The 26672-nt window shown below is 67.7% G+C and carries 25 protein-coding genes; 18 read left to right on the top strand and 7 right to left on the bottom strand.

Annotated features, from left to right (window positions below):
* Positions 1 to 33: 33 nt before the first annotated feature.
* The 4 genes from HBF26_RS02360 to HBF26_RS02345 are packed head-to-tail and all read right to left on the bottom strand — an operon-like array spanning position 34 to position 4433.
* The gene (locus tag HBF26_RS02360; RefSeq protein ID WP_167122670.1) at positions 34 to 789 is read right to left on the bottom strand and encodes a DeoR/GlpR family DNA-binding transcription regulator; all 756 of its coding nucleotides are present in this window, start codon (positions 787 to 789) and stop codon (positions 34 to 36) included.
* Positions 779 to 2410 (bottom strand): ABC transporter permease subunit, encoded by a 1632-nt coding sequence (locus tag HBF26_RS02355; protein ID WP_167122668.1) that lies wholly within the window; start codon positions 2408 to 2410, stop codon positions 779 to 781. The genes HBF26_RS02360 and HBF26_RS02355 overlap by 11 nt, the downstream gene beginning before the upstream one ends.
* Positions 2407 to 3408 (bottom strand): ABC transporter ATP-binding protein, encoded by a 1002-nt coding sequence (locus HBF26_RS02350; protein ID WP_167122666.1) that lies wholly within the window; start codon positions 3406 to 3408, stop codon positions 2407 to 2409. Before HBF26_RS02350 ends, HBF26_RS02355 begins: the two co-directional genes overlap by 4 nt.
* A 26-nt stretch (positions 3409 to 3434) precedes the next feature.
* Complete coding sequence (locus HBF26_RS02345) at positions 3435 to 4433, bottom strand: extracellular solute-binding protein (RefSeq protein WP_205287580.1); 999 nt, start codon at positions 4431 to 4433, stop codon at positions 3435 to 3437.
* Positions 4434 to 4584: 151 nt separating this feature from the next.
* On the opposite strand from HBF26_RS02345, the gene hisN reads away from it, so the two are divergent.
* The 14 genes from hisN (at position 4585) to accD (ending at position 19729) form a co-directional block, all read left to right on the top strand.
* A complete protein-coding gene (hisN, locus tag HBF26_RS02340; protein WP_167122662.1) occupies positions 4585 to 5376 on the top strand; it encodes a histidinol-phosphatase in 792 nt (263 codons plus the stop codon).
* A gap of 5 nt (positions 5377 to 5381) precedes the next feature.
* Positions 5382 to 7508, top strand: coding sequence for a phosphocholine-specific phospholipase C (locus HBF26_RS02335; protein ID WP_167122660.1), 2127 nt, complete (start codon positions 5382 to 5384; stop codon positions 7506 to 7508).
* A 52-nt stretch (positions 7509 to 7560) separates the two neighbouring features.
* Complete coding sequence (gene prmB, locus HBF26_RS02330; protein WP_167122658.1) at positions 7561 to 8481, top strand: 50S ribosomal protein L3 N(5)-glutamine methyltransferase; 921 nt, start codon at positions 7561 to 7563, stop codon at positions 8479 to 8481.
* Positions 8482 to 8495: 14 nt separating this feature from the next.
* Positions 8496 to 9599, top strand: a complete 1104-nt coding sequence (gene aroC / locus HBF26_RS02325; RefSeq protein WP_167122656.1) for a chorismate synthase — start codon at positions 8496 to 8498, stop codon at positions 9597 to 9599.
* Between the two features lie 4 nt (positions 9600 to 9603).
* The gene (locus HBF26_RS02320) at positions 9604 to 10623 is read left to right on the top strand and encodes a 2-hydroxyacid dehydrogenase (protein WP_167122654.1); all 1020 of its coding nucleotides are present in this window, start codon (positions 9604 to 9606) and stop codon (positions 10621 to 10623) included.
* Positions 10624 to 10634: 11 nt separating this feature from the next.
* Complete coding sequence (locus tag HBF26_RS02315; RefSeq protein WP_167122652.1) at positions 10635 to 11663, top strand: aspartate-semialdehyde dehydrogenase; 1029 nt, start codon at positions 10635 to 10637, stop codon at positions 11661 to 11663.
* A complete protein-coding gene (locus HBF26_RS02310) occupies positions 11663 to 11938 on the top strand; it encodes a hypothetical protein (protein WP_167122650.1) in 276 nt (91 codons plus the stop codon). Before HBF26_RS02315 ends, HBF26_RS02310 begins: the two co-directional genes overlap by 1 nt.
* Positions 11939 to 12107: 169 nt before the next feature.
* The gene (locus HBF26_RS19710; protein ID WP_167122648.1) at positions 12108 to 14579 is read left to right on the top strand and encodes a motility hub landmark protein FimV; all 2472 of its coding nucleotides are present in this window, start codon (positions 12108 to 12110) and stop codon (positions 14577 to 14579) included.
* 35 nt (positions 14580 to 14614) lie between these two features.
* A complete protein-coding gene (gene aqpZ, locus HBF26_RS02300; protein ID WP_167122646.1) occupies positions 14615 to 15325 on the top strand; it encodes an aquaporin Z in 711 nt (236 codons plus the stop codon).
* 85 nt (positions 15326 to 15410) lie between these two features.
* The gene (gene truA, locus HBF26_RS02295; protein WP_167122644.1) at positions 15411 to 16178 is read left to right on the top strand and encodes a tRNA pseudouridine(38-40) synthase TruA; all 768 of its coding nucleotides are present in this window, start codon (positions 15411 to 15413) and stop codon (positions 16176 to 16178) included.
* The gene (locus HBF26_RS02290) at positions 16175 to 16798 is read left to right on the top strand and encodes a phosphoribosylanthranilate isomerase (protein ID WP_167122642.1); all 624 of its coding nucleotides are present in this window, start codon (positions 16175 to 16177) and stop codon (positions 16796 to 16798) included. Before truA ends, HBF26_RS02290 begins: the two co-directional genes overlap by 4 nt.
* A gap of 25 nt (positions 16799 to 16823) precedes the next feature.
* The gene (trpB, locus tag HBF26_RS02285; RefSeq protein ID WP_167122639.1) at positions 16824 to 18035 is read left to right on the top strand and encodes a tryptophan synthase subunit beta; all 1212 of its coding nucleotides are present in this window, start codon (positions 16824 to 16826) and stop codon (positions 18033 to 18035) included.
* The gene (gene trpA / locus HBF26_RS02280; RefSeq protein WP_167122637.1) at positions 18035 to 18835 is read left to right on the top strand and encodes a tryptophan synthase subunit alpha; all 801 of its coding nucleotides are present in this window, start codon (positions 18035 to 18037) and stop codon (positions 18833 to 18835) included. The genes trpB and trpA overlap by 1 nt, the downstream gene beginning before the upstream one ends.
* Before the next feature lie 21 nt (positions 18836 to 18856).
* The gene (gene accD / locus HBF26_RS02275; RefSeq protein ID WP_167122635.1) at positions 18857 to 19729 is read left to right on the top strand and encodes an acetyl-CoA carboxylase, carboxyltransferase subunit beta; all 873 of its coding nucleotides are present in this window, start codon (positions 18857 to 18859) and stop codon (positions 19727 to 19729) included.
* A 6-nt stretch (positions 19730 to 19735) separates the two neighbouring features.
* Here the strand turns inward: accD and HBF26_RS02270 are convergent, their stop codons facing one another.
* Both HBF26_RS02270 and HBF26_RS02265 read right to left on the bottom strand, forming a co-directional pair.
* On the bottom strand, positions 19736 to 20278 hold the full coding sequence (locus HBF26_RS02270) for a phosphatase PAP2 family protein (protein WP_167122633.1): 543 nt from the start codon (positions 20276 to 20278) through the stop codon (positions 19736 to 19738).
* Positions 20250 to 21410 carry a glycosyltransferase family 4 protein gene (locus HBF26_RS02265; RefSeq protein ID WP_167122631.1) on the bottom strand — a complete coding sequence of 387 codons (1161 nt, stop codon included), beginning with the start codon at positions 21408 to 21410 and terminating at the stop codon, positions 20250 to 20252. Before HBF26_RS02265 ends, HBF26_RS02270 begins: the two co-directional genes overlap by 29 nt.
* A gap of 242 nt (positions 21411 to 21652) precedes the next feature.
* Between HBF26_RS02265 and gltX the strand changes: the two genes are divergently transcribed.
* The 3 genes from gltX (at position 21653) to HBF26_RS02250 (ending at position 24015) form a co-directional block, all read left to right on the top strand.
* Entirely contained in the window at positions 21653 to 23056 is a 1404-nt protein-coding gene (gltX, locus tag HBF26_RS02260) for a glutamate--tRNA ligase (protein ID WP_167122629.1), read from the top strand.
* A gap of 124 nt (positions 23057 to 23180) precedes the next feature.
* A complete protein-coding gene (locus HBF26_RS02255) occupies positions 23181 to 23501 on the top strand; it encodes a hypothetical protein (protein WP_193569728.1) in 321 nt (106 codons plus the stop codon).
* Positions 23502 to 23541: 40 nt separating this feature from the next.
* Positions 23542 to 24015, top strand: coding sequence for a transcriptional repressor (locus HBF26_RS02250; RefSeq protein ID WP_167122627.1), 474 nt, complete (start codon positions 23542 to 23544; stop codon positions 24013 to 24015).
* A gap of 87 nt (positions 24016 to 24102) precedes the next feature.
* Here HBF26_RS02250 and HBF26_RS02245 read toward each other — a convergent pair whose 3' ends face one another.
* A complete protein-coding gene (locus HBF26_RS02245) occupies positions 24103 to 26115 on the bottom strand; it encodes a TonB-dependent receptor (RefSeq protein WP_167122625.1) in 2013 nt (670 codons plus the stop codon).
* A 78-nt stretch (positions 26116 to 26193) separates the two neighbouring features.
* Here HBF26_RS02245 and HBF26_RS02240 point away from each other — a divergent pair, with 78 nt between their 5' ends.
* Complete coding sequence (locus HBF26_RS02240; RefSeq protein ID WP_425482960.1) at positions 26194 to 26649, top strand: MerC domain-containing protein; 456 nt, start codon at positions 26194 to 26196, stop codon at positions 26647 to 26649.
* The last annotated feature ends 23 nt before the right edge of the window (positions 26650 to 26672 follow it).

Here is a 26672-nt window from a genome sequence, read left to right as displayed (position 1 = left end):
GCGGTGGCGGCGGCCTTCCTGGCGCGGGTTGTTTCAGGCGTAGGCGACCTCGCCCACGGCCTTACGAAGGGCGTCGATCGCACGCGAGCGTTCCGCACGACGGTCGGTGACGAGGACGTCGATGCGGTCTGCGGGACACCAGGCGACGCGGCTGCGCACGCCGATCTTGGAATGGTCGGCCGCAATCACGATGCGCCGTGCGTTTGCGCACATCGCTCTTGCGACTTCGGCCTCTTCCATTTCGAAACTGCTGGCACCAGATTTCGCGTCAATCCCCACGGGGGAAACGATGGCGAGGTGCGGCTGGTAGCGGGCGATCTCCGCCACGGTGGCCGCGCCCTGCGTGCATCCGATCTGCGCGTTGAAGCGGCCCCCCAGGAGGTGCACCTCGTTGCCCGGGCGCGAGGCGAACCGCGAGGCCACGTCCACCGCATTGGTCACGATGGTCAGCCCGCTGCGTGCGGCGAGTGCCTCGGCGACGAGGTTCATGGTGCTGCCCGCATCCATGAAGATGGTCTGTCCGCTTTCCACGAGTGCGGCCACTTTTTTCGCGATAGCGCGCTTCTCGCGAACCCGGGTGGCGTGGCGCACGTCGATCGGTGGCTCGTCGCCAGTGAGCACGGCACCGCCGTGCACGCGGCGGATCTCGCCACGCTCGGCCAGTTCGACCAGATCGCGGCGGATCGTCTCGCGGGATACGCCCAACTCCGTGACGATGCGTTCCACCGATACCTGGCCGCTGGCGCGGAGCAGGTCGCGGATACGGGAATGTCGTTCTTCATGCCACATGGCGTCGTTCCTTGAGGACGTGGAGGATGAGGCGCATCGCGCCGAGCGCCAGCGCGCCGGCCAGCACCACGCACATCGCGTAGGCGGCCGCTTGCGCCAGGAAACCGTTCTCGTCCAGGCGCATCACCGTGACCGAGGCGAGGCCGAGATCGGGGGTGACCAGGAAGATCACGCCCGACAGCGTCACCATGGAGCGCATGAACAGATAGAAGAAGGTGGAAATCGCCGCGGGCGCGACGAAAGGCATCACGGCGTCGCGCAGCACATGTCCGGTACCGCCGCCGCATACGGCGACGGCGTCGTCGAGCGCGTCGGGCACCTGGCGCATGCCGGTCTGCATCGCGAGGAAGGCCTGAGCGTGGTAGTGGTAGAGGCTGCAGAACGACACGATGGCGAGCCCCCCGTACAACCACCCGGACAGCGCGCCACGATCAAAGGCCAGCACGTAACCCAGCCCCAATACCATGCCCGGCACGGCGGCCGGCAGCGAAGCGAGGAACTGCATGGGACGCGCAATGCTCCGCGGAGCGCGGCGCAGGCCGGCGGCAAGCGCGAACACGAGGACGGAACCGGCACATGCAGCCAGCAACGACATGCCGAGCGACGTCGCCACGGGGCCGTACCCGTCAGGCATGCCGCTCGTGTAGTTCGCAAGAGTCAGCGTGCGGTCGTACGGCCACAGCTTCACCACGCTCACATAGGCCACAGTTCCCACGACCGCAACCATCGGAAGCAGGATCACGAGGCTCAACGCACCCAATGCGGCATCGCGCCACGCATGCCTTGCCGGCAGCAGCATGCGGCCGGGCATGGCGTCGCCGCTGTCCTGGCGGCGACGCGCGATGCGCGCGAGCCATACCGAGAGCAGGGCGGGTGCGAGCAGCACCACGCCCAGCGTCGCGCCCATGCCGAAATCGAGCTGGCCCACCACTTCGCTGTAGATCTCCATCGCCAGCACGCGATAGTTCCCACCCACGACCACCGCGCTGCCGAAATCGGTAAGCGTTTCGGTGAAGACGAGGAAAGCTGCGGCGAGCAGGGCGAAGCGCAGGCGCGGCAGGGTGACATCGAGAAACTGCCGCCACGGCGTGGCTCCCATGGACGCGGCGGCGTCGTAATGCCGTGCGGGCGTGCGGGCCAGCGCGGCAGACACGATGATGACGACCTGCGGCAGTCCGTACAGCGTGTTGGCGATCAGCAGGCCCCAGAAACCGTAGATGTCGGTCGTGGCACCGGTGAGCCGATGGATGAGGCCATTGCGCCCCAGCAGGCACACGAGACCGAGGCCGAGCACGAGCGAAGGCGCCAGCATCGGCAGAAGCAGGGCGCCACGGATGAGCGCCTTCCCGGGGAGGCGCGAGCGGTGCAGCGCCATGGCCAACGCCAGACCGAGGGGCACGCAGCTTGCTGTCGTGGCGATACCTATGGCGAGGCTGCGCAGCGCGGCGTGCGGTAGTCCCGGATCGTCGAACAGTCGCAGGTAATTGCCCGCGGTAATGGCGCCCTGGGTATCGGTCACGCTGCGCCAGAGCACCGTCGCCAGCGGGTGCAGAAAAAACAGGGCCAGGCCCAGCGCGGGCAATACCAGGAGCCAGGCTGCGGGCGCGCGGGCTCTCGTCATGCGCATACCCACGCGCCGCGCAACGCCTCCACCGATACCGCTTCGCCGCGGGCCAGGGTGCTGTTTCCCCGCAATTCGGCCAGCAGCCGCCGGCCACGCCAGGCCACCGTCACGCGTGCCAGATTGCCGAGGAAGACGAAATCTTCGACCACCGCCTCGCCGTGTGCGTCGCTCTGGACCAGCACATCTTCCGGACGAAGGCAGAACTCGTAGGTGGCCTCGCCGCCGGGCGGGCGGCGTTCGAGGAAGCCAGGCAGGGTGTCGCGCACGAACGACGTCGGCAGCAGGTTCGCGCGCCCCACGAACTCGGCGACGAAACGCGAGCGCGGGCGTTCGTAGAGATCGCGCGGCGTGCCGATCTGCTCGATGCGACCATGGTTCATGCACACGATGGTGTCCGCCATCGCCAGCGCTTCTTCCTGGTCGTGCGTCACCATGATGGTGGGAATGGCCAGGGCGCGCTGAAGCAGGCGGATCTCGCTGCGCAACTGCCCGCGAATGGCGGGATCGAGCGCGCTCAGCGGCTCATCCAGCAGGAGCATCGCGGGTTCGGTTGCAAGTGCCCGCGCCAGCGCCACACGTTGCTGCTGCCCGCCGGACAACTCGTCCGGAAAGCGGGCGCCGAGTCCGCCGAGGCCCACCCGCTCGAGCAGTTCGCTGCAACGGGCGGCGATCTTCGCCGGCGACTCGCGGCGCAGGCGCATCGGATAACCGACGTTGGCGGCGGCCGTCATGTCGGGAAAGAGCGAGTACGCCTGAAACACGAGGCCCATGCGCCGCTCGCGGGCGGGAAGGGCGGTGATGTCGCGGCCGGCCAGGGTGATGCGGCCGGCGTCGGGCGCGGTCAGTCCGGCAACGATGCGCAGGAGCGTGGTCTTGCCGCAGCCGCTCGGGCCGAGCAGGCACACAAATTCGTTTTCGCGCGCGGCGAAGGACACGGCGTCGAGCACCATCTGCCCATCCCATGACTTCGCGATGTGGTCGATCCGCAGATGCATCCCCTTCAGTTCCCCCGTCGGTGACGCTAGCGCGTCAGCCGCTTGTATCTGGCGATAAGCGCCGCGCGTTCCCGTGCGGCCGTGTCGAAGTCGCGCACGGGCAGCGTGGCGACGAGGTCGGCGGGCAGGCCTTCCCGTTGTTGTTCCGCGCTCGGCACGCTGCCGGGCGCGGCGACGATTTCCTTGTAGCCGCGATAGAGCGCTGCGGCTTCCGGCGACGCCGTCCAGTCGAGAAAGCGCCGGGCGTCCTCGTTGCCTGCCGCCTGCTTCATGAGTGCGGACGCCTCCAGCTCGTAACCTTTCACGCCTTCCGGAATCACCATCGTTACCGGATAGCCCTGGCGGATCGCCTGCATGGCCGAGAACGCGAAGGAAATGCCGATGGGGAACTCCCCGATGCGCGCGAGCTTGCAAGGCGCCGACCCGGACAACGTCACCTGGCCAACATTGCGTGCGATGCCGAGCGTGAGTGCCATGCCCGCCGGGTCGCGCCCCGCGTCGGATAGCGAAGAGATGAGCATGTAGCCGGTGCCGGAAGAGGACGGATCGGGCATGGCGATCTGCCCCCGGTAGGCGGGCGAGGCCAGGTCGTTCCAGCTGCGCGGCATCGGCAGGCCCTGGTCCGCCAGCGCTTCGCGGTTCACGCACAAGGCGGCGAGGAACCCGGTCGGGGCGAACCACCGTCCGTCACGATCGCGGAACCCGGGCGGCATGCTGTCGATATGCGTGCCGTGTACCGGGGCGAGCAGGGCGGCGATCCGTGGGTCCAGCATGTCGGTGACTGCCATGCCCCAGATGACGTCGTTGCGCGGGCGCTGCGATTCGGCCAGCAGGCGCGCCGCCAGGTCGCCGCTGGACAGGCGCAGCACGTGGATATCGATGTCGGGCAACGCTTTCTTCGCTGCGCCCAGGTAGGTGGCGATCTCGTCGCTTTCCAGGGCGGAGTAGACGGTAACGCTGCCCGCGTGCGCCACGCCGACGGCCAGCATCAGGATCACGCTTGCGATGTGGCGGTGTGGACGCACGGTGGTCTCCCAAGCCACATCTTGTGTGGCGTTTTGGGTATATTTGCAAATATGTGGATCACGCGTCCACCGGAATATTTTCGTTTTTGTCATCACCCCGAAACGTGCCGTGGCTAGCCGCCGCGCATGTCTGCGAACCAGGAGCGCCTTGATGGAATCGTTGTCCGCCGCAGAGCGGAAGCAGTTCGAAGCCTTCGCCACGAGCATTGCCGACAACGCGCGTGCGCTGTCGTTGCCGCGCTTCCGGCGGCCCGTCGATGTCACGCTCAAGGGCGACATGAGCCCCGTCACGGCCGTGGATCGCGGTGTGGAGTCGATGCTGCGCGAGCGGATCGAACTGGCCTGGCCGGAGCACGGACTGCTGGGCGAGGAGTACGGCGCCACCCGTGTGGATGCGGAATTCGTCTGGTCCATCGACCCGATCGACGGCACGCGGAGCTTCATTTCCGGGTGGCCCTTGTGGGGCACCCTGATCGCACTGTTGCATCGCGGCCGCCCCGTGCTAGGGGTGCTCGACATGCCGGCGCTCGACGAGCGCTGGATCGGCCACGTGACCGCCGGCACGACGATGAACGGCCGGCCGTGCCGCACGAGCGCCTGCGAGAGCCTGGCCTCGGCGACCGTCTACACCACCACGCCCGACATGTTCACGCCCGACGAATGGCGGCGCTTCGATCGAACCAGCCGCGAGGCCTACACGCGGCGGTTCGGCGGTGACTGCTATGGTTACGGCATGCTGGCTTCGGGCCACATCGACGCCGTGATCGAGGCCAACCTCATGCCTTACGACTATCTGGCCATCGCGCCCGTGGTGCAGGCCGCTGGCGGTATGGTCACCGATTGGGAAGGCCGGCCGCTGGGTCTCGACAGCGGCGCGCGCGTCGTGGCCGCCGCCACCCCGGCGCTGCATGCGGCGCTGATCGAATCGCTCGCCAGGGACTGATCGGCATGTTCTCCAGCGATCGCCGCCGATTCCTCCACGCCGCCGGGGCCACCGTGGCGGCCTCGCTGGTCGCGCAAGGGTTCCCCGCCGCGATCGCGAAAGCACTGGCAACGCCGCCCGATCGGCGGACCGGCAGCATCGCCGACGTGGGGCACGTCGTGGTGCTCATGCAGGAGAACCGTTCCTTCGACCACTACTTCGGAAGCCTGCGCGGCGTGCGCGGTTTCGGCGATCCGCGCGTGCTGGAACTCGGCAACGGCGATCCGGTGTGGCGGCAGCCGCTCGGCGACGCCCGCACCAAGTTCTGGAAGTCGCGCGGCGTCGGCGACGACGTGGCATGGGTATATCCCTTCCACCTGGACACGCACGCCTCGGGAGATCACCACGAAGGCACCGACCATGGCTGGAGCAGTGGACACGGCGCCTGGAATCTCGGACGCAACGATCGCTGGATCGAGCAGAAACAGGACGTGCTCACCATGGCGTACCTGCGGCGCGACGATGCCGCCTTCCACTACGCGCTGGCCGACGCCTTCACCATCTGCGATGCCTATCACGCGTCCGCGCTGGCCGATACCGCGATCAACCGCATCTACCTGTGGAGCGGCACGTCCGACCCCTCCGGACGCCTCGGGAGCAAGGACAACGGGCCCGGTACCGAAGAGCGTCCGGAGACCAATGGCTACACGTGGACGACCTACCCGGAACGGCTGGAGAAGGCGGGCATCAGCTGGCGCGTCTACCAGGGCGGTACCGGCGAGCCCGGTTCACCGACCGACAACTACACCGACAACTCGCTGGAATTCTTCGCGCAGTACCAGGTGAAGGAAGGCGCCGATCCGGCCGGCCCGCTCGTACGTAACGGCGTTTCCACGCATACCCTGCGCGACCTGCGCAACGACGTGCTGCACGACCGCCTGCCTCAGGTCACGTGGATCGTCGCGCCATACAAATACAGCGAACATCCCAACGCGTCGCCGGTCGACGGCGCCCATTACATTCGCAAGGTGATCGAAGCCCTCACGTCCAATGCGAAGGTCTGGAGCCGCACGGTCCTCTTCCTGAACTACGACGAGAACGACGGCTTCTTCGACCACGTGGTGCCACCCGCGCCGCCATTGTCGAGTGGAGAAGACGGCGAGGGCATGGTGTCGAGGGAGCTCGTTTCCAGCCTGCGCGACGAAATCATGGACCTCGACCGCCATCCGCGCATCGCGGCACCCGTCGTACCCGGCAGCGATCCCGGCGGCCTGCAACCCGTCGGGCTCGGAAATCGGGTGCCCATGATCGTCGTATCGCCCTGGACGCGCGGCGGCTGGGTCTGTTCGGAAACCTTCGACCATACCTCCGTGCTGCGTTTTCTCGAAAAGCGCTTCGGTGTCGAGGAGCCGAACATCAGCGGGTGGCGCCGCGCCGTCTGCGGCGACCTCACCAGCGCGTTCGATTTCGCCGGCACGAACGACAGCGCCATGCCGAAGCTGGGCGTTCCTGCCGGCTCGAACGCGAAGGCGCCGATCCTCGTTCCGGCCCGACAGGCGATGCCAGCGCAGGAACCCGGCTCGCGCCCGGCGCGCCCTCTCGCTTATGCATGGACGCTTCGGCACCGTCTGGACGGCGGCGCCAGCCACATCGCCTTCGACAACCGGGGCCTGGTCGGCGCGGCCTTCCTCGTTTATGACGGCCTCCGTCGCGACGCTCCGCCCCGCCGCTACACCGTCGCGGCAGGCGATCGCATCGAGGACCGCTGGCAACTCGCGAAGGCCGGCGACGCGTACGATCGCCGCATCCACGGCCCGAACGGCTATTTCTGCGCGCTGCGCGGCTTCGCCGACGATCCCGTCGAAGCGGAGGTTCGCGGCGTGCCTCGCGAACGGCGTATCGAGGTCGTGCTCTCCAATCGTGGTTCGCAACCGGCGGCCTGTCGCGTCGCGAACGCCTATGACGGTGCACCGGCGCACGTCGTGGAGTTGCCCGCGGGCGGGAGCAAGACATTGGCGTTCGATCTCGCCGCAAGCGCAGGGTGGTACGACGTCGCCGTCGCGATGCCAGCCACGCCGCGATATCTGAGGCGTTACGCGGGGCACCACGAGGACGGCCGCGCGGCCACGAGCGACCCGGGGCCGAAGCGCTGAAGGCCACCCGGACGGCTATACTCACGGGCCAGCCCCATCGAAATCCCCCTCCGTGACCAGCGAACTGTCCTCCATCATCGATTTCATCCGCTATGGCGCCAGCCGCTTCTCGGCCGCCGGGCTCACCTTCGGGCACAGTCACGACAATCCGATCGACGAGGCCACTCACCTCGTCCTGTCCGCTTTGCACCTGCCGCCCGACCTGCCGCCCGCCTATGGCGCGGGCAAGCTCGTGGCCGCCGAGCGCGAGGCCGTGCTGGCCCTCATCGAGCGGCGCGTCGTCGAGCGCGTGCCCGTGGCCTACCTCGTGGGCGAAACCTGGTTCGCCGGGCTCAAGTTCAAGAGCGACCGCCGTGCCCTCGTGCCGCGGTCGCCCATTGCCGAACTCATCGAAAGCCGCTTCACGCCGTGGCTGGACGATCGCCACGTCGAGCGCGCGCTCGACCTCTGCACCGGGTCCGGCTGCATCGGCATCGCCATGGCCGAGTACAACCCCGACTGGCAGGTGGACCTCGTCGATGTCAGCGACGATGCCTTGTCGCTCGCCAACGAGAACATCGTGTACCAGCACGTGGAAGGCCGCGTGCGCGCGATCAAGTCCGACCTCTTCGCCGGCCTGCAAGGCGAGGTGTACGACCTCATCGTGTCCAACCCGCCGTACGTCACCAACGACGAATACGCCGCCATGCCGGCCGAATACAGCCATGAACCCGTCCTTGGCCTGACATCCGGGGATGATGGACTGGATATCACGTTGCGCATCCTGGACGAGGCCGCTCACCACCTCAGCGAGGACGGGCTGCTCATCGTGGAAGTGGGCGACAGCGAGCACGCACTCGTCGAGCTGCTTCCGCGCGTGCCCTTCGTCTGGCTGGAGTTCAAGGTCGGACCGATGGGCATCTTCGCGCTGGAACGGCGCGACCTCGTCGAGCACGCCGCGGACATCGCCGCGGTGCGCGCCGCAAGACACTGACCTTCGGAAACCCCGTGTCCTCCAATACGTTCGGCAAGCTCCTCTCCGTCACCACGTTCGGCGAAAGCCACGGCCCGGCGATCGGCTGCGTGGTGGACGGTTGCCCGCCGGGCCTCGCGCTCGACGCCGCTGCATTCCGCGCCGACCTCGAGCGCCGCGCCACCGGCAAGTCGCGGCATACCTCGCAACGCCGCGAGGCCGACGACGTGGAAATCCTTTCCGGCGTCTACGAGGGCGTGACCACGGGCACGCCGATCGCCTTGCTCATCCGCAATACCGACGCCCGTTCCAAGGATTACGGCAACATCCTCGATACCTTCCGCCCCGGCCACGCCGATTACACCTACTGGCAGAAGTACGGCGTGCGCGATCCGCGCGGCGGTGGCCGCTCGTCGGCGCGCGAGACCACCATGCGGGTCGCCGCCGGCGTCATCGCCAAGAAGTGGCTGGCCGAGCGCCACGGCGTCACCGTGCACGGGCACGTGGCACAGATCGGAGAGATCGTTCCGCGCGGGTTCGATGCCTCGGTCGTGGAAACGAACCCCTTCTTCTGGCCGCATGCGGAGCAGGTGCCGGAACTGGAGTCCTACATGGACGCCCTGCGCAAGTCCGGCGATTCGGTGGGCGCGAAAGTAACCGTCCTGGCCGACGGCGTGCCGGCGGGGTGGGGTGAGCCCATCTACGGCAAGCTGGACGGCGAACTGGCGGCGGCGATGATGTCGATCAACGCGGTGAAAGGCGTGGAGATCGGCGACGGGTTCGCTGCCGTTGCCCAGCGCGGCACGCAACATCGCGACGAAATGACCGTGGCGGGTTTCCTCTCCAATCACGCCGGCGGCATCCTCGGCGGCATCGCCTCGGGGCAGCCCGTGGTGGTATCGATGGCGTTCAAGCCCACTTCCAGCATTCTCGTTCCCGGCCGCAGCATCGACCGGGCCGGCGAGCCCACCGAGGTGGTGACCAAGGGACGGCACGACCCTTGCGTCGGCATCCGCGCCGTTCCCATCGCCGAGGCGATGATGGCGCTCGTACTCATGGACCAGGCACTGCGTCACCGCGCGCAGTGCGGTGACGTGGGCGTGGTGCCGCCGCGCATCCCGGGAACCTTCGAAGGCTGACGCCATGAACAAACCGAAGGTCTGGGTGTCACGTCCGATCTTTCCGGACATCGTCGACCGCCTGCGTCCTCACTTCGAGGTGCGGGCCGAAAGCGATGAGCACGCGTTCACGCCGGCCGACAGGGCGGCCCGCCTGGCAGACGCCGATGCCGCGATCGTCGGCCTTGCCGAGCGGATCGACGCGCAGACGATCGCGGCCGCGCCACGCCTGCGCTTCGTCGCCAACTTGGGCGTGGGGTACAACAACCTCGACCTCGACGCCCTGACCGCGGCGGGCATCGGTGCCTCGAACACGCCGGACGTGCTCACCGAAACCGTGGCGGACTATGCCTGGGCCCTCCTGCTCGCGGCGGCCCGCCGGGTGGGCGAGGCCGAGCGCTGGCTGCGCCAGGGGCATTGGCAGGGATTCCGCTTCGATGGCTGGCTGGGCGCCGACGTTCATGGCAAGACCTTGGGCATCCTTGGCATGGGCCGCATCGGCCAGGCGATCGCGCGCCGCGCCGCCGGTTTTCGCAGCCGGGTGATCTACCACAACCGATCGCGGCTGGAGCCCGGGCTGGAGCTGGACTGCGGTGCCACGTATGTCGACAAAGCCACCTTGCTCGCGGAGTCCGACCACCTCGTGCTGGTGCTGCCGTTCACACCGCAGACCCGGCACGCCATCGGTGCGGCGGAACTGGCGGCCATGAAGCCGACGGCCACCCTGGTAAACATCGCGCGGGGCGGCATCGTCGACGACGCGGCCCTGGCAAGGGCCCTGGCGGACGGCACCATCGCCTCGGCCGCCCTTGACGTGTTCGAGGGCGAGCCGTCGGTGCATCCCGGCCTGCTGCATCTCGAAAATATCGTGCTGAGTCCGCACATCGCCAGCGCAAGCCGCGACACACGTCGCGATATGGCGGCGCTGGCTGTGGACAATGTGCTGGCGGCGTTCGGGCATGGTCCTCACGCCGGCCGGCCACCCTCGATCCTCAACCCGGGTGTGCTGGCCGACGCCAGCCGGCCTCTTATTCCCAACGCCTGACGAAGCGAAGCATGAGCAAGAAGACGAGTTACAAGGTGGCCATGGTGGGCGCGACCGGCGCGGTCGGCGAAACCCTCCTGTCGATCCTCGCCGAACGGGATTTCCCGATCAGCGAACTGGTGCCCCTGGCGAGCGAGCGCTCGGCGGGCGGTACGGTCGACTTCAACGGGAAACCTTGCATCGTCCAGGACCTCGCCAAATACGACTTCGCCGGCGTCGACATCGCCTTTTTCTCCGCGGGCGGGTCGGTGAGTCGTGAGCACGCCCCCCGGGCGGCCGCCGCCGGCGCGGTGGTGATCGACAACACCTCCGAGTTCCGCTACCAGGACGACATTCCGCTGGTCGTCTCCGAGGTGAATCCGCATGCCATCGCCGATTACACCGTGCGCGGCATCATCGCCAACCCGAACTGCTCCACGATGCAGATGCTCGTAGCCCTGGCGCCCATCCATCGCGAGGCCGGGATCGAGCGCATCAACGTGGCCACCTACCAGTCGGTGTCGGGCGCTGGCCGTAGCGGCATGGAGGAACTGGGCAAGCAGACGGCCCAGATGCTGAACTTCCAGGATGTCGAAACCGCGAAGTTTCCGAAGCAGATCGCCTTCAACGTGATCCCGCACATCGACGAATTCCAGGCGAACGGCTACACCAAGGAAGAAATGAAGATGGTCTGGGAAACCCGGAAGATCCTCGAGGATCCTTCCATCCAGGTGAACCCGACCGCGGTTCGCGTGCCCGTCTTCTATGGACACGCCGAGGCGGTGCACATCGAAACCCGCGACAAGATCACCGCGGAGCGCGCCAGGGAACTCCTCGAGGAAGCGCCGGGCGTCGTGGTGCAGGACGAGCGCAAGGCGGGGGGGTATCCCACGCCCGTGGGCGACGCGGCCGGCAAGGACCCGGTGTTCGTGGGCCGTATTCGCGAGGACATCTCGCACGAACGTGGCCTCGACCTGTGGATTGTCGCCGACAACATCCGCAAGGGCGCGGCGCTCAATGCGGTGCAGATCGCCGAGATTCTGGTCGAGGACTACCTCTGATGCGTTGCCGCGTCGCCGCCTGGGTGCTGCTTGCCTGCGCGCCGCTCGCGGCGGCGGGCGAACGGCCGCAGGCGACCTCGTCGCCCGCGGCCGAGCAGGCGAAGCTGGAGAGGCTTCGTGCTCATGAGAAGAACGAAGGCACCCGGGTGGAGCAACTCCGGAAGCAGGTGGACTCGCTCGAATCCACCTCGCAGGCCACCAGTCGCGACATCGAGGAGCGCGACCGGAAGATCGCGGAACTGCGCCGTCAGCTGGAGGCCAGTCAGGGGAAGTAGGGCACTGTATGGGAAGCGTGTACGAGTCTCGCGAACGCCTCAACGTTGTCGCGTAACTAGCCGTACCCGCTATTGTTAGTTGTTGCTGGGGTGCACTACAGTGGCGCCTTCGCGGCCGAACGCCCGAAAGAGGCGAGCCGTCGGCATGGGTTTTGTTCGGGGGAAAGTGATGAACCGTACGTTGAAGCTTTCGATCATGCTGGCGCTGGTCTCCTGGGGCAGCCAGGCACTGGCCCAGAACCTGGGGCCGGTCCAGCTCCATTCCACGATGGACCAGCCGCTCGTGGCGGAGATCCCGCTGAGCGGGGTGTCGGGCAATCTCGACAACGTCCACGTGGCTCTCGCGTCCGAGGAGGCGTTCACGCGCGCCGGGCTCAACCGCGCCGGCCTGCCCGTGTCGTTGAACTTTGCCGTGGCGAAGAATGCCGCGGGCGTCCCCGTGATACGCGTCACCAGTGCCGCTCCGGTGCGCGACACGTACCTCGATTTCCTCGTCGAAGTGTCGTCGGGCGGTAACAAGGCCATTCGCGAAGTCACCATGCTGCTCGACCCGCCGGGCACGCCGCTGAACGCCGCGGCCGCTTCGGCCGCACCGTCGCAGGCGCCAGCCGCCGCCCCGTCCAGGACCAGCGAGGTCCCGGCGCGTGTGCCCGCCCATGCCGCCGCCCGGCCTGCGCGCACCCAGCCAGCCGCACGGCCCGCCGCGGCGTCCGCCGGCGGCACGTATGGACCGGTGCAGCGTGGGCAGACGCTTTCCTCGATCGCCCGCGACCATGCCGGCGGCGCGGACATGAACCAGATGCTCGTGGCGCTGCAGAAGGCCAACCCCGACGCCTTCTACCGCGACAACATGAACGCCCTGAAGACGGGTGCGATCCTCCGCATCCCCTCGGCCGACGAGGTGCAGGCGCAGTCCAGCAACGAAGCACTGGCCGAAGTCCGGCGCCAGAACGAAAGCTGGCGCGCCGGTACCGCCCGCGCGCCCTCGGTCGTCGCCGACGAGGCGTCCACCAGCGCCGGGCAGGGCGAAGCCAAGCCGAGGCAGTCCGCCAGCGATCGTCTGGCCATCGTGCCCTCGAAGGAGGGCGGCGACGCCGCCTCCACCCGTGCCGGCAGCAAGGGTGGCACGGGCGACGCACAGGTCGCGGGATTGCGCCAGGAGCTGGCCACCTCGCAGGAAAACGTGGCTTCGCTGAAGCAGCAGGGTGCCGAACTCAAGTCGCGTATCGGCGAGCTCGAGGACATCAACTCGAAGAACCAGCGCCTGCTGAGCCTCAAGGATTCCGAAATCGCCGAGCTCCAGCGGAAGCTGGCCGAAGCGCAGAAGAGTGGCGGCACGGCTGCGGCGAATGCGCCGGCGGCCGCACCGGGCGCCCCGGCGGCGGCCCCTGCCGTCCCGGCGGCCAGCGCCCCTGCGAAGGCGGGCACGGCGGCTTCCGCGCCGTCGACCGCCGTGGCTGCAACGCCCGCACCGGCGGCGGGTTCGACGGTGACCACCGCGCCGCTGAAGGAGCCCGCAGCGGCGGCTGTTCCGCCGCCCGCGTCGAAGCCTGCCGCGAAGCCGGCCGCCAAGCCGGCGGTCGTGGTGCCGAAGCCGGTCGAAGAAGATCCCTGGTACATGCAGCCGTGGGCATGGGGCGGTGGCGCAATCGTCATCCTCCTGCTGCTCGTGGCCGCCGTGTTCGGGCGTAAGAAGCCGAAGGCGGCGGCACCTGTCGCCGCGGGCTCGCTCGCCGACCGCTTCGGCGAGGAGCCGGCGTTCGATTTCGGCCAGCCGGGCGACGCGATCGACCAGGACCAGCGCGAGATCCTCGACGCGCTGGCCGAGCATCCCGACGACATCGGCCTCCACCTCGAACTGGTGAGCCTGTATTACGGCCGTCGCGACGTCGACCATTTCGAAGCCGCCGCCGAAGCGATGTTTGCCCACGTGGCCGATCCGGACCAGCCGGAGTGGCGCGAGGTGGTGATGATGGGCGAAGACCTCGCCCCGACCCATCCGCTCTTCGGCGGTACGCCGGTCGACGAGATCGACGAGCCGTACGAGCACGATGGCTCGCTCGCCGGCTCGCATGCCGACACGGCCGCGGCCCTGGAGGAATTCGATCTCGGCAACTACGTCACCGGGCCCGAGGAAGAGGCGCGCAACCAGGCTCCGACGCCGCAGAAGCACAGCGAATACCACTTCAATTTCGATCTGACACCGGTGCAGCGCGCCGAGGCGGACCGACGCCCGAACGCACCCGACGTGTTCGACGTCGACGCCCCCGAATCGCCCTACCTCGAAACGCCGTCCGAAGCGCCGCAGGCGAGCTTCGGCGACATCCTCCACGGGGAGAAGCACGAGGCGACCGAAGAGCGCTCCACCTGGGCCTTCGAGGAGGAACACGATGTGGCGGCCACGTCGCCGACCGAGCTGCCTCGCTTCGACGAGCCGACATTCCCGGACGAGGAACCTATCGCGGACCACAACCCTGAGAGCTTCAGCGACGACCCGGTCGACACCAAGCTCGACCTCGCCCGGGCCTACCTCGACATGGGTGACGCCGAGGGCGCTCGCCTGATGCTCGACGAGGTGCTGGCCGAGGGCTCGCAGATGCAAAAAGACACGGCAAGGCGGATCCTCGACGACATCGCCTGACGCCGTAACGCTTCCCAACGCGCAAGGAGTGTGAGATGTCTCAGCGATTGTTTGCGGAGTTCTTCGGCACTTTCTGGCTTGTTCTTGGTGGTTGCGGTAGTGCGGTGCTGGCTGCGGCCTTTCCGGGCCTCGGCATCGGTTTCGTCGGCGTTTCACTGGCTTTCGGCCTCACCGTGCTGACGATGGCCTATGCCGTGGGCAACATCTCCGGAGCGCATTTCAATCCGGCGGTGACCATCGGCTGTTACACGGGCGGACGCATGCCGGGCAGGGAAGTGCTGCCCTACATCGTCAGCCAGGTGGTCGGCGCGATCGTGGCCGGTGGGGTGCTTTACCTCATCGCCAGCGGAAAGCCCGGCTTCGACGTCACGGCGGGATTCGCCACCAACGGTTACGGCGAGCACTCGCCGGGCGGCTATTCGTTCCTTGCCGCGGTGGTGGCCGAGTTCGTGCTGACCATGTTCTTCCTGCTGGTGATCCTCGGAGTGACGCACAAGCGCGCGCCGGTCGGATTCGCGCCGCTTGCGATCGGCCTGGCCCTGACGCTGATCCACCTCATCAGCATCCCGGTCACCAACACCTCGGTAAACCCCGCGCGCAGCACGGGCGTGGCCGTGTTCCAGGGCGGCTGGGCGCTGGCCCAGCTATGGGTGTTCTGGGTGGTGCCACTGCTCGGCGGTGCCGTTGGCGGTTGGGTCCACCGGGCGCTGCTCGAGAACGACCCGCCCGCCCGCGGCGTACCGTAACGGCGGAAGGCCAGTGCCCGGGCAGACCCGGGCACTGGCCGGGCGGTGGTAACCTTGACGGTTTCCACCGCCCCACGAACCGCCCATGCGCATCGCCCTTGGCGTCGAATACGACGGCACCGACTTCCTCGGCTGGCAGAGGCTCAGCCATGCGAAGACCGTACAGGGTGCGCTCGAGGAGGCGCTGAGTTACGTCGCGCACGCGCCGATCGAGGTGACGGCGGCAGGCCGCACCGATGCCGGTGTGCACGGCCGGTGCCAGGTGGTGCATTTCGACACCGACGTGGTGCGCGACATGCGCGGCTGGATCCTCGGTGCCTGCTCGAACCTGCCACACAGCGTGGCGGTCACCTGGGCCCAGCCCGTCGCCGACGACTTCCATGCCCGCTTCTCCGCAAGGGCGCGGCGCTATCGCTACCGGATCCTGCCGCGTTTCGTTCGCCCCGCGCTGGACGCGCGCTTCGTCGCCTGGGAACGCCGTCAGCTCGACGCCGACGCGATGCACGAAGCCGCGCAGGCGATCGTCGGCGAGCACGATTTCTCGGCATTCCGCGCCATTTCCTGCCAGGCGGCGCACGCACGGCGCAACGTGCGCTCCATTCGCGTGTTCCGCGACGACATCCACGTGGTGGTGGAGATCGAGGCCAACGCCTTCCTCCATCACATGGTTCGCAACATCGTGGGCTCGTTGCTGCCGATCGGCCGTGGCGAACGCCCCGTGGCCTGGATGGCCGAACTGCTCGAAGGCCGCGATCGCGAGGTGGCCGGCGCCACCGCGCCCGCGGAGGGCCTGACCTTCCTCGGGCCCTTGTACGAAGCACACTGGAACTTGCCACAGGAGGTGACGTTATGACCCGGATCAAGTGCTGCGGGCTTACCCGCATCGACGACGTGCGGCGGGCCACGCAACTGGGCGCCGACGCGATCGGTTTCGTGATGACCCGCAAGAGCAAGCGGTTCGTCGAACCCGGGCAGGCCGCCCGCCTGCGCGATGCGGTGCCGCCCTTCGTCACGACGGTGGCGCTGGTGATGGATGACGAGCCGGCGTTCATCGAGGAAGTGCTGCGCGTGCTGCGTCCGGACATGCTGCAGTTCCACGGCAACGAAAGCGACGACGAATGCTCGTCTTACGGCGTGCGCTACCTCAAGGCCATCGCCATGGGCGAGGGCGCGCCCGCCCTGGCCCGCCTGCGCGACTACCCGCGCGCTGCGGGCCTGCTGCTGGACGGTCACGGCCTGGGAGAGCAGGGCGGCAGCGGCCAACGCTTCGACTGGTCTCTGATGCCGAAAGATCTTGCGCAACCCCTGCTGCTCGCCGGTGGACTCACCGCGGAGAACGTGGCCGAAGCCATCCGGATCGCCCGCCCCTGGGCGGTGGACGTCTCCAGCGGCATCGAGTCGTCGCCGGGCATCAAGGATAGCGATAAGATGGAACGCTTCATTTCCGCCGTGCGCGCCGTCCCCAGCGCGTGACATGGCTCAAGCTGACGAGAAGGCAATGACCGAGATCGCGGATTTTCACGCCTGGCCCGATGCGCAGGGGCGCTTCGGCGAGTACGGCGGCATCTATGTGGCCGAAACGCTGATGGAGCCGCTGGCGGAACTCACCGCCGCGTACGAGAAGCTGCGCAACGATCCGGCGTTCATCGCGGAACTCGACCGCGACCTGAAGTACTACGTGGGCCGCCCCAGCCCCGTGTACCACGCCGAGCGCCTGTCGAGGCACGTGGGCGGCGCGCGCATCGTGTTGAAGCGCGAAGACCTGAACCACACGGGTGCGCACAAGATCAACAACACGGTGGGGCAGGCGCTGGTCGCCCGGCACATGGGCAAGACCCGCATCATCGCGGAAACCGGCGCGGGCCAGCATGGCGTGGCCAGTGCCACCGTCGCCGCCCGACTCGGGCTGAAGTGCGTGGTCTACATGGGTGCCGTGGACATCGAGCGGCAGAAGATCAACGTGTACCGCATGCGCCTGCTCGGCGCCGAGGTCGTGCCGGTCACCTCGGGCTCGAAAACCCTGAAAGACGCGCTCAACGAAGCGATGCGCGACTGGGTCACCAACGTCACCGACACCTTCTACATCATCGGTACGGTCGCGGGTCCGCACCCGTATCCGCAGATGGTGCGCGACTTCAACGCCATTGTCGGCCGCGAGGCGCGCGAGCAGGTGCTGGAGCAGTTCGGGCGCCTGCCCGACGTGATCACGGCCTGCGTCGGCGGCGGGTCGAACGCCATCGGCCTGTTCCACGCCTTCCTCAACGATCGCGACGTGCGCATCGTCGGCGCCGAGGCCGCGGGCGAGGGCATCGCCACGGGCCATCACGCGGCGTCGCTTGCCGCCGGCAAGCCGGGCGTGCTCCACGGCAACCGCACCTATGTGCTGTCGGACGCGAACGGCCAGATCGTCGAGACGCATTCGGTGTCCGCCGGCCTCGATTACCCGGGTGTGGGCCCGGAACATGCTTTCCTGAAGGACGCCGGCCGCGCCGAGTACGTCGGCATCACCGACGACGAGGCCCTCGAGGCATTCCACCTCCTGGCGCGCACCGAGGGCATTCTCGCCGCGCTGGAATCGAGCCATGCCATCGCCCAGGCGATCAAGCTGGCCCGCGAACTGCCGAAGGACGCACTGGTCCTCGCCAACCTCTCCGGGCGTGGCGACAAGGACGTGCACACGATCGCCGCGCGCGAAGGAATCGAACTCTGATGAGCCGCATCGAACGCCGCTTCGCGGCGCTGAAGTCCGCTGGTCGTACCGGCCTCGTTCCGTTCGTCACCGCCGGCGATCCCTCGCCCGATGGCATGGTGGCCTTGCTCCATGGCCTCGTGGCCGCAGGGGCCGACCTCATCGAACTGGGTGTGCCGTTCTCCGATCCCATGGCGGACGGTCCCGTCATCCAGCACGCCAGCGAACGCGCCCTCGCGAAGGGCGTCGGCCTCGCCAACGTGCTGGCCTGGGTCGCCGCGTTCCGTGAGACCGACGCGGAAACGCCGATCGTGCTCATGGGTTACCTCAACCCCATCGAGATGTACGGTTACGCGGCGTTCGCCGAAGATGCCGTCGAAGCCGGTGTCGATGGCGTCCTGATGGTGGACTGCCCGCTGGAGGAGTCGCACGTGCTCGAACCGCTCCGGCAGGCTGGGCTGGCGCAGATCCTCCTCGCGTCGCCGACCACCGCCGAGGGTCGCCTGGCGCGCCTGTGCGAGGCGGCGTCGGGCTTCCTGTACTATGTATCGTTCGCCGGCATCACCGGCGCGGCCCAGCTGAGCACCGGCGACATCGCCGAACGCGTCGCCGGGATCCGCGCACGGTCGAAGGCACCGGTGGCTGTGGGCTTCGGTGTCCGCGATGCCGCCAGTGCCCGGGCCATCGGCGAATTCGCCGACGCCGTAGTCATCGGCAGCGCCCTGGTCGACCGCCTCTCCGGCGCGGCCTCGGCCGAGGACGCCGTCGGCAGGGCACGCGATTTCCTGGCACCGATCCGCGCCGCGCTCGACGCGCGCTAAAGAGATATTCGGAGAGACACGATGAACTGGCTGCAGAAGATCATGACGCCGAAGACCCGCGCCCCCGGCGCGGCCGGTGGCAAGGGCAAGGTGCCTGAAGGCGTGTGGGAGAAGTGCGCCGGGTGCGGCACCGTGCTCTACAAGCCCGAGCTCGAGAAGTCGTTGATGGTGTGCCCCAAGTGCGGACACCACCATGCCATTTCCGCTCGCTTGCGCCTGGCCGCTTTCTTCGACGAAGGCAGCACCACCGAATTGTGGCCGAAGATGGAAGCGGTCGACGCGCTGAAGTTCAAGGACCAGAAGAAGTACAAGGACCGCGTGGCGGCTGCGCAGAAGAACACGGGCGAGAAGGACGCGCTGATCGCGATGTCCGGTCGCCTGCTCGATCGTCCGCTGGTTTCCGTGGCCTTCGAATTCTCCTTCATGGGTGGCTCGATGGGTTCGGTGGTGGGCGAGAAGTTCGCGCGCGCGGCCGAGAAAGCCCTTGCCGAGAAGAGCGCCCTGGTGTGCTTCTCCGCCACGGGCGGCGCACGCATGCAGGAAGGCCTGTTCTCGCTGATGCAGATGGCGAAGACCTCGGCCGCGCTCGCGCGCATGCGCGATGCCGGTGTGCCCTACATCTCGGTGCTCACGCATCCGACCACCGGCGGCGTGTCCGCCAGCCTGGGCATGCTGGGCGACGTCAACGTGGCGGAACCGAAGGCCCTGATCGGCTTCGCCGGTCCCCGCGTCATCGAGCAGACCGTGCGCGAAACGCTGCCGGAAGGCTTCCAGCGTTCGGAATTCCTCGTCGACCACGGCGCGGTGGACGTCATCGTCGACCGTCGCGAAATGCGCGACAAGCTCGGCGCCATGCTCGGCATCCTGCAGAAGGCACCGCGCGCGGCGGCCTGATTGCCCTCAGAGCAGCACGCGCTCCGCCCACAACGACAGTGTGCCAAGTCCGCCGCCAATAGCTGTGGCGGCCAACACGTCGCTGGGATAGTGCAACCCCAGTACCACGCGCGACGCGCCGACGAGCGCTGCGAAGCCGATCAGGAACGGTGCCAGCACCGGGTAATGCGCCACGGCCACCACCGTGAACGACACGGCCTGGAGCGTATGGCCGGACGGGAAGCTGAATTCGTCCAGCGGCGGTACGTGCGCGATCACGCCGGGGCAGGTGCGGAACGGGCGAGGGCGGCGCGTCCACCGTTTCAGCACGCGGTAGAGCATGAGTGCGGTCAGGCCCGTGACGGCCATCTGCAACGCGACGGCCACGCCGCGCCAGCCGCCCACGATCGCGATTACCGTCATCAGCGAATACCAGAACACGCCATCGCCCAGGCGGCTGATGGCGCCGAAGAAGATGCCGATGGCGCGCCGCGCGCCCCAGCGGTTGGCCGCGACGCACATGCGCCGGTCGAGGTTCGCCCTACGCGGCGACGGCGGTGCTGCGTTCATGGACGTGCTCCTCGGCGAGGGATTGCATGATCGATTCGAAGTCCGCGACGACCGATTCGGGAGACAGCCCCGCGACGGACGCGCGTGCCGCGGTTCCCATGGCGATACGCGCATGGGTGTCCGCGCCGAGCACGGCGGCGCGTTCCACAAGGCCGCCCTCGTTGCCCGGAGCCACGCGAATGCCGTTCTGGCCGTTGCGAATGAATTCGCGCGCCGCGGCTTCGGCGTAGGCGACGACGGGGACACCCGAAGCCATGGCTTCGAGCACCACGTTGCCGAAGGTTTCGGTGAGGCTGGGAAAGACGAAGATGTCCGCACTGGCATAGTGCGCGGCCAGGTCGTCGCCGCTTCGCGTACCCGCGAAGATGACATCCGGGTGCGCCGCTTCGAGCGCCGGCCGGCCGGGGCCGTCGCCGACGATCACACAGCGGGCCTGCGGCACTCGCCGGGCGAGGGCGCGGTACGCGTCGATAGCCACATCCAGGTTCTTTTCCGGTGCCACCCGCCCGACGCAGAGCACCACGGGCGTGTCGTGCCCGGCCCCCCACGACGCGCGCAGGTCGTCGTCGCGGCGGTCGGGGTGGAAGCGTTGGGTGTCCACGCCACGGCGAAGCACCCGCACGTCGTGCACGCCGAGGTCGTTCAATTCGCCGGCGAGTTGGCCGGTCGGCACCAGCGTCGCCTGCGCGCGCTTGTGGAACCGGGTGAGGTAATGCCGAACGAGCGGTGTGAGCGCGCCGAACCCGTAATGACCGACGTAGAAGTCGAAGCGCGTATGGAATCCGGTGGCGACCGGGATACCGAGCCGGCGGGCGGCGCTTACGGCGCTCCAGCCCAGGGGGCCTTCCGTGGCCACATAGACGGCATCCGGCCGGTCGGCGCGCCAGCGGCGCTCGATGCGGAAGCGGGAGGGAAGGCCGAAGCGGAGCCCTGCGTAGCGGGGCACCGCGGCGCCTTCGACGGCCAGGACGTCCATGCCCGCGTCCGCCAGGGGCGGCGTGGACGGGTGGACCGGCCGGATCAGGTCGACGGCGTGGCCGCGGCGAACCATGCCGCGGGCAAGCGACTGGATAGTGAGGGCGACGCCGTTCACGTCCGGTGCGTAGGTCTCGGTGACGATGCCGATTCGCATGACGATGCCCTGTGGCCTGGCTTGCCGCATGGTCCCTTGGGGGCATGTCGTGGCGGTTATGGGCGTATGACCATTGTGTGACCGGGCGCCTGTGGAGCCGGCCGCGCCGGTCTGTGGGAGCCGGCTATGCCGGCGATCCCGCGGCAGCGGGCAAGGTTGCCGCGAGCGCCGAATCGCCGCTGAAGCGGCTCCCACATAAAAGCCGGTAAAATGATTCGCTTGTCCGCCCAATGAATTCGACGATGACCGTTCGCACCCGCTTCGCCCCAAGCCCAACCGGTTACCTGCACATCGGCGGCGCGCGCACCGCGTTGTACTGCTGGCTCGAAGCTCGCAGGCGTGGCGGTGCGTTCATCCTGCGCATCGAGGACACCGATCGCGAGCGTTCCACGCAGGAAGCCGTGCAGGCCATCCTCGACGGCATGGCGTGGCTGGGCCTGGTGCACGACGAAGGCCCGTACTACCAGACCCTGCGCATGGACCGGTACCGCGAAGTGGCCGACCAGTTGCTGCGCGAGGGCAAGGCGTACTACGCCTACGAAACGAAGGAAGAGATCGAGGCCATGCGCAACGCGGCCATGGCCGCGGGCGTGAAGCCGCGCTACAACGGCTATTACCGTGACCGCAACGAGCCGTATCGCGACGACCCCAACCGCGTCATCCGCTTCAAGAACCCGACCACGGGTTCGGTCGTGTTCGACGACAAGGTGAAGGGCCGCATCGAGTGGTCCAACGAAGAGCTCGACGATCTCGTCATCTTCCGTTCCGACGGTTTTCCCACGTACAACTTCGCCGTGGTGGTCGACGACATCGACATGGGCATCACCGAGGTCATCCGCGGCGACGACCACGTGAACAATACCCCGCGCCAGATCAACATCTACAAGGCGCTGGGCGCGCCGGTGCCGGAATTCGCGCACCTGCCGATGATCCTCGGTCCGGACGGGCAGAAGCTTTCCAAACGCCATGGCGCGGTAAGCGTCATGCAGTACCGCGACGACGGCTTCCTGCCGCACGCGCTGCTCAACTACCTCGTGCGCCTTGGCTGGTCGCATGGCGATCAGGAAATCTTCTCGCTGGAGGAGATGACGGCACTGTTCGACATCGGCGACGTCAACAAGGCCGCCTCGCGTTTCGATCTCACCAAGCTGTCCTGGCTCAACCAGCATTACCTGAAGACGGACGATCCGGCCACGCTCGGGCCCGAACTCGCCTGGCATCTCGAAAAGATCGGCATCGATCCCGCAAAGGGCCCGAATCCCTCCGATGTGGTCGTGGCGCTGCGCGATCGTGTCCAGACCTTCAAGGAAATGGCCGAGCGCGCGAAGATCTGGTACGGCCCCATCGTCGAATGGGACGACAAGGCGGTCGAGAAGCACCTGCGCAACGACACCGCGCCGAAAGCGCTCCAGACCGCCAGGGCCGAACTCGCCGCGCTGCCCGAGTGGACGCCGGAAGCCGTGCATGGCGCGGTGGAACGTGTTGCCGCCACGCTCGAACTGGGCATGGGCAAGGTGGCCGCGCCTCTGCGTGTCGCCATGACAGGCACGCAGGTATCGCCTTCGATCGAGCACACCATCTACCTGGCGGGGCGCGAAGGCGCGCTGGCACGCATCGACGACGCGCTTGCTCGTGCCGCGGGTTGAAGACCGCCGCTTTCTTGTAGGAGCGCGCCTGCGCGCGACAGCTTCTCGCGAGAAGCAGCATGGCCTGCTGCTCATGGCCCCAAAAGATGTCGCGCGCAGGCGCGCTCCTACACGTCGCTAGATCGTGGACGAGCTGCTTGCGAAAGCCATGCAAGGCGTCGACCCGACTGAGCCGGGCGCGTTCATGCATGTTTTCACGAACCTCATGGGCTTGGTGCCTTGGGGCGAACTGGTCGTCTGGCAGGTGGTTTTCGTCCTTGTCGGCGCCCTGCTGGGCTGGTGGCGGGGCATGCTGAAGGCCACGGTGATCGCGTCGCTGATCCTGGGACCTTTCGGCTGGATCGCGCCCTTCCTGCCGCGGAGCGAACCCCCGCCGTTGCCGGTATCGGCTCCGGCGCCTGGCCAGAGCCGGCCGCCACCCCTTCCCGGGTCGAAAAAGCCTTGAGCGGCCCGCATGTTAGGATGACGAGCACGAGGATATCGATGTGACCACCGCCGCCCACCGACACAACCACCACCACGACGATGCCGAAGGCTTCGTGGCCGCCGTGGCACAGGCGTCGTCCGAGCGCGGACTGCGCCTGACGCCGTTGCGCCGCGAGGTGCTGGAACTGGTGGCCGGTGCCGGCAAGCCGGTGAAGGCGTACGACCTTCTGGACCGCCTGCGCGAGAAGCACGGCAACGCGGCGCCTCCCACGGTCTATCGCGCGCTCGATTTCCTGCTCGAGAATGGCTTCATCCACAAGCTGGAGTCGATCAACTCTTATGTGTCCTGCCACCACCCGGAGCAGGCGCACCAGGTGCCATTCCTCATCTGCGACACCTGCCATGGTGCGCAGGAAGTCTGCGACGAACGCGTGGCGGAGCTGATCGAGGCACAGGCGAAAGCGCTCGGCTTCCGCCCGCAGGCGCAGACGCTCGAAGTGCACGGCACCTGCAAGAACTGCCGCGGCTCCTGAGATGCAAAAAAAGTGGGGCGCCCCGAAGGGCGCCCCACGTCGTTCCGGCCACCCCGGGGAGGGAGGAGGGGCAAGGTGGCCGGGAACTCAGAAGTAGGCGCGCAGGCCTACCGAAATGTTGCGGCCCGGAAGCGGCGCCACGTCCTTGAACAGTGACGTGGCCGGACGGGCCGTCTGGTTCGTGAGGTTGTTGCCGTCCACGAAGGCCTCCCACTGGCTGCGGTCGTCATTGACGAACGTCCAGGCGAAGTGCGCGTTGACGAGCGTGTAGCCGGCCGTGTCGGTCTCGTACGCGGCCACCTTGTCCTGCTTCATGTAGCGCACCGCGCCGACGCTGGCGCGCAGACTGTCGGCGTTCCAGCTGAGCGTCGAACCGACGCGTCCCGCCGGGATGCGCGGCACGTTGCCGCCGCCGTCGGACAGTGTGGCGCGCACGGTGTCGCCGAACACGCGAAGGTCCCAGTTGCCCGATGTGCCCTTGGCGAGGTGGAAGGTCGCCTCGGCCTCTGCACCGCGGAACGTGGCATCGTTCTGCGACCAGACGCGTACGGGGAGATCGTCTTCGACTTCACCGGTATCGGCGAGGTAGATGAAGTTCCTGTACTTGTTGTAATACACGGCCACCTTGCCCTCGACGGCATCGCCGTGGAAGTGCAGGCCGAGTTCCGCCTGGTTGGATTTTTCCTTCTCGAGGTCGCTGCCGATCTCGAAGGTGTTCGACGCCTCGTGCGGACCGTTCGCAAACAGTTCTTCTTCCGACGGCGCCCGCTCGGCGTGGTCGAGGTTGAGCGAGAGGTGCCACTGTTCCGCGAACCGCCATGCGACACCGGCAGAGAAGCTGTTCGGCGCGAAATCGCGCTTCGGGCCATTGTCCGGATCCACACTCTGCTTGTCGTGGCGCGCGCCCAGTTCCAGTTTCACCGGACCGAACTCGCGTTGCTCGGTGAGGAACACGCCGACGCCGTTCGTCGCGGTGGCCGGCACGAAGGTTTCCTCGCCCACCGCGGCGAATCGCCGATGCTGGGTCTGCACGCCGAAAGCGCCGTCCCAGTCGGCAAGCGGTTCATGGGTGACCACCAGGCGCCCCTGGTTGCTGTCGGTGGAGAACGTGGTGCCCGGCGTGTCGCCTTCGAATTCCACGTGCTGGTAGGCACCGTGGCCAAGGCTGAATTCGATCTTGTCGATGCCCTCGAACGGCTTCACCAGGCCACCCTTCAGCGTGTAGTTGGTCTGCGCCATCTTGATGTGCACCGGGTCTTCGCCCGCGGCGGGGTCGCCCGGTTCCGCGGGGCTTCCGTAGAGGTCGAGGAAGCGCGAGACCGAAAGGCCGAGGTAGCCCCACGTGCCGAGGAGCGAGGCGCCCACCGCGCCGGAACTGGTCTTCACGGCGCTGTTGGCCAGCGTGCCACCCGGGATGTCGTAGTCGTCGTTGTCGCGGTGCATGCCGTCGACGTGGATGGCGAAGCGGTCGTCGCCGGCGTCGAGGCGAAGAAGGCCGGTGCGGCCATCGGACACGGAATCATGGCGAACTTCCGCGCGGCCGGCGAAGCCGTTCTCGGGCGCCTTCTCGGGCACGCGGCCATCCACCACGTTCACGACGCCACCGATGGCGCCGGAACCGTAGAGCAGGGTGGCCGGGCCCTTCAGCACCTCGATCTGGTCGGCGAGGAAGGGCTCGAGGGTCACCGCGTGATCCTGGCTCACATTGGACACGTCCTGCGACGAGAGCCCGTTCTCCAGCACGGCCACGCGCGGGCCGTCGAGGCCGCGGATGACGGGACGGCCGACAGCGGTACCGAGTGCCGATGTCTGCACGCCGGGAATCGAGGACACCGTTTCGCCGAGCGACACGCCCTTGGCGTCGTCGAGAGCCGAGCCGGCGAGCACCGCCACCGGCGCCACGATCTGATCGGCGCTCTGGCCGAGCGGCACCGCGTTGACCACGATCGCGTCGAGTTTTTCCGCCTGCTTGCGGCTCTTGCCCTGGGAGGTCTTCGTGTCCGTTCCCGGGTTGCCGTCCTGGGGAAGGTCGTCGGCTGCCGCCGGCAGGGTGGCACCGAGGCTGGTGGCGAGGGCCAGGGCGATGAGGGTTCTACGCATCGGGGTGAAACTCCGTCTTGGGTTTTGCAATGTTATAAAGTATCATTACTTGCCTCGACCCGTGCAACAAGTCACGCTATGTCTTCCATGACCGACCCGTCCGCTGAGCAGGAAACACCTCGCCGTTGGTGGCATGCCGCCGACCGCCTGGGCGCCACAGCTTCGTTCCTTTGCGCCATCCATTGCGCCGCGCTGCCGTTCGTCATCGCGCTGCTGCCCCTGCTCGGCCTGTCGTTCCTTGCAGATCACCGTTTCGAGGCGGGCTTCGTCGCTTTCGCGTCGGTGCTTGCCAGTGCGGCGCTCATCTCCGGATACCGGCGACATCGCCGGCGGCTGCCCCTGCTGTTCGCCATTCCGGGCCTGCTTCTGCTGGTGCTGGGCGTCACGTTCCTGCACGCGCATTCGCTGCTCGTGCACAGCGTGCTGGTCACGTGCGGTGGTCTGCTCGTCGCCACGGCCCACTTCGTGAACCTGCGCGTCGACCGCAGCGAGCACGCCGGCCACATCCATGGCCCTTCCTGCGCGCATCCGTGATTGTGTAACCGCGCCGCTATTTC

Source organism: Luteibacter jiangsuensis (assembly GCF_011742555.1).
Lineage (GTDB): Bacteria > Pseudomonadota > Gammaproteobacteria > Xanthomonadales > Rhodanobacteraceae > Luteibacter > Luteibacter jiangsuensis.
The sequence above is the reverse complement of the archived record's forward strand: the minus strand, read 5'-3'. Positions and strand labels throughout refer to the sequence as shown.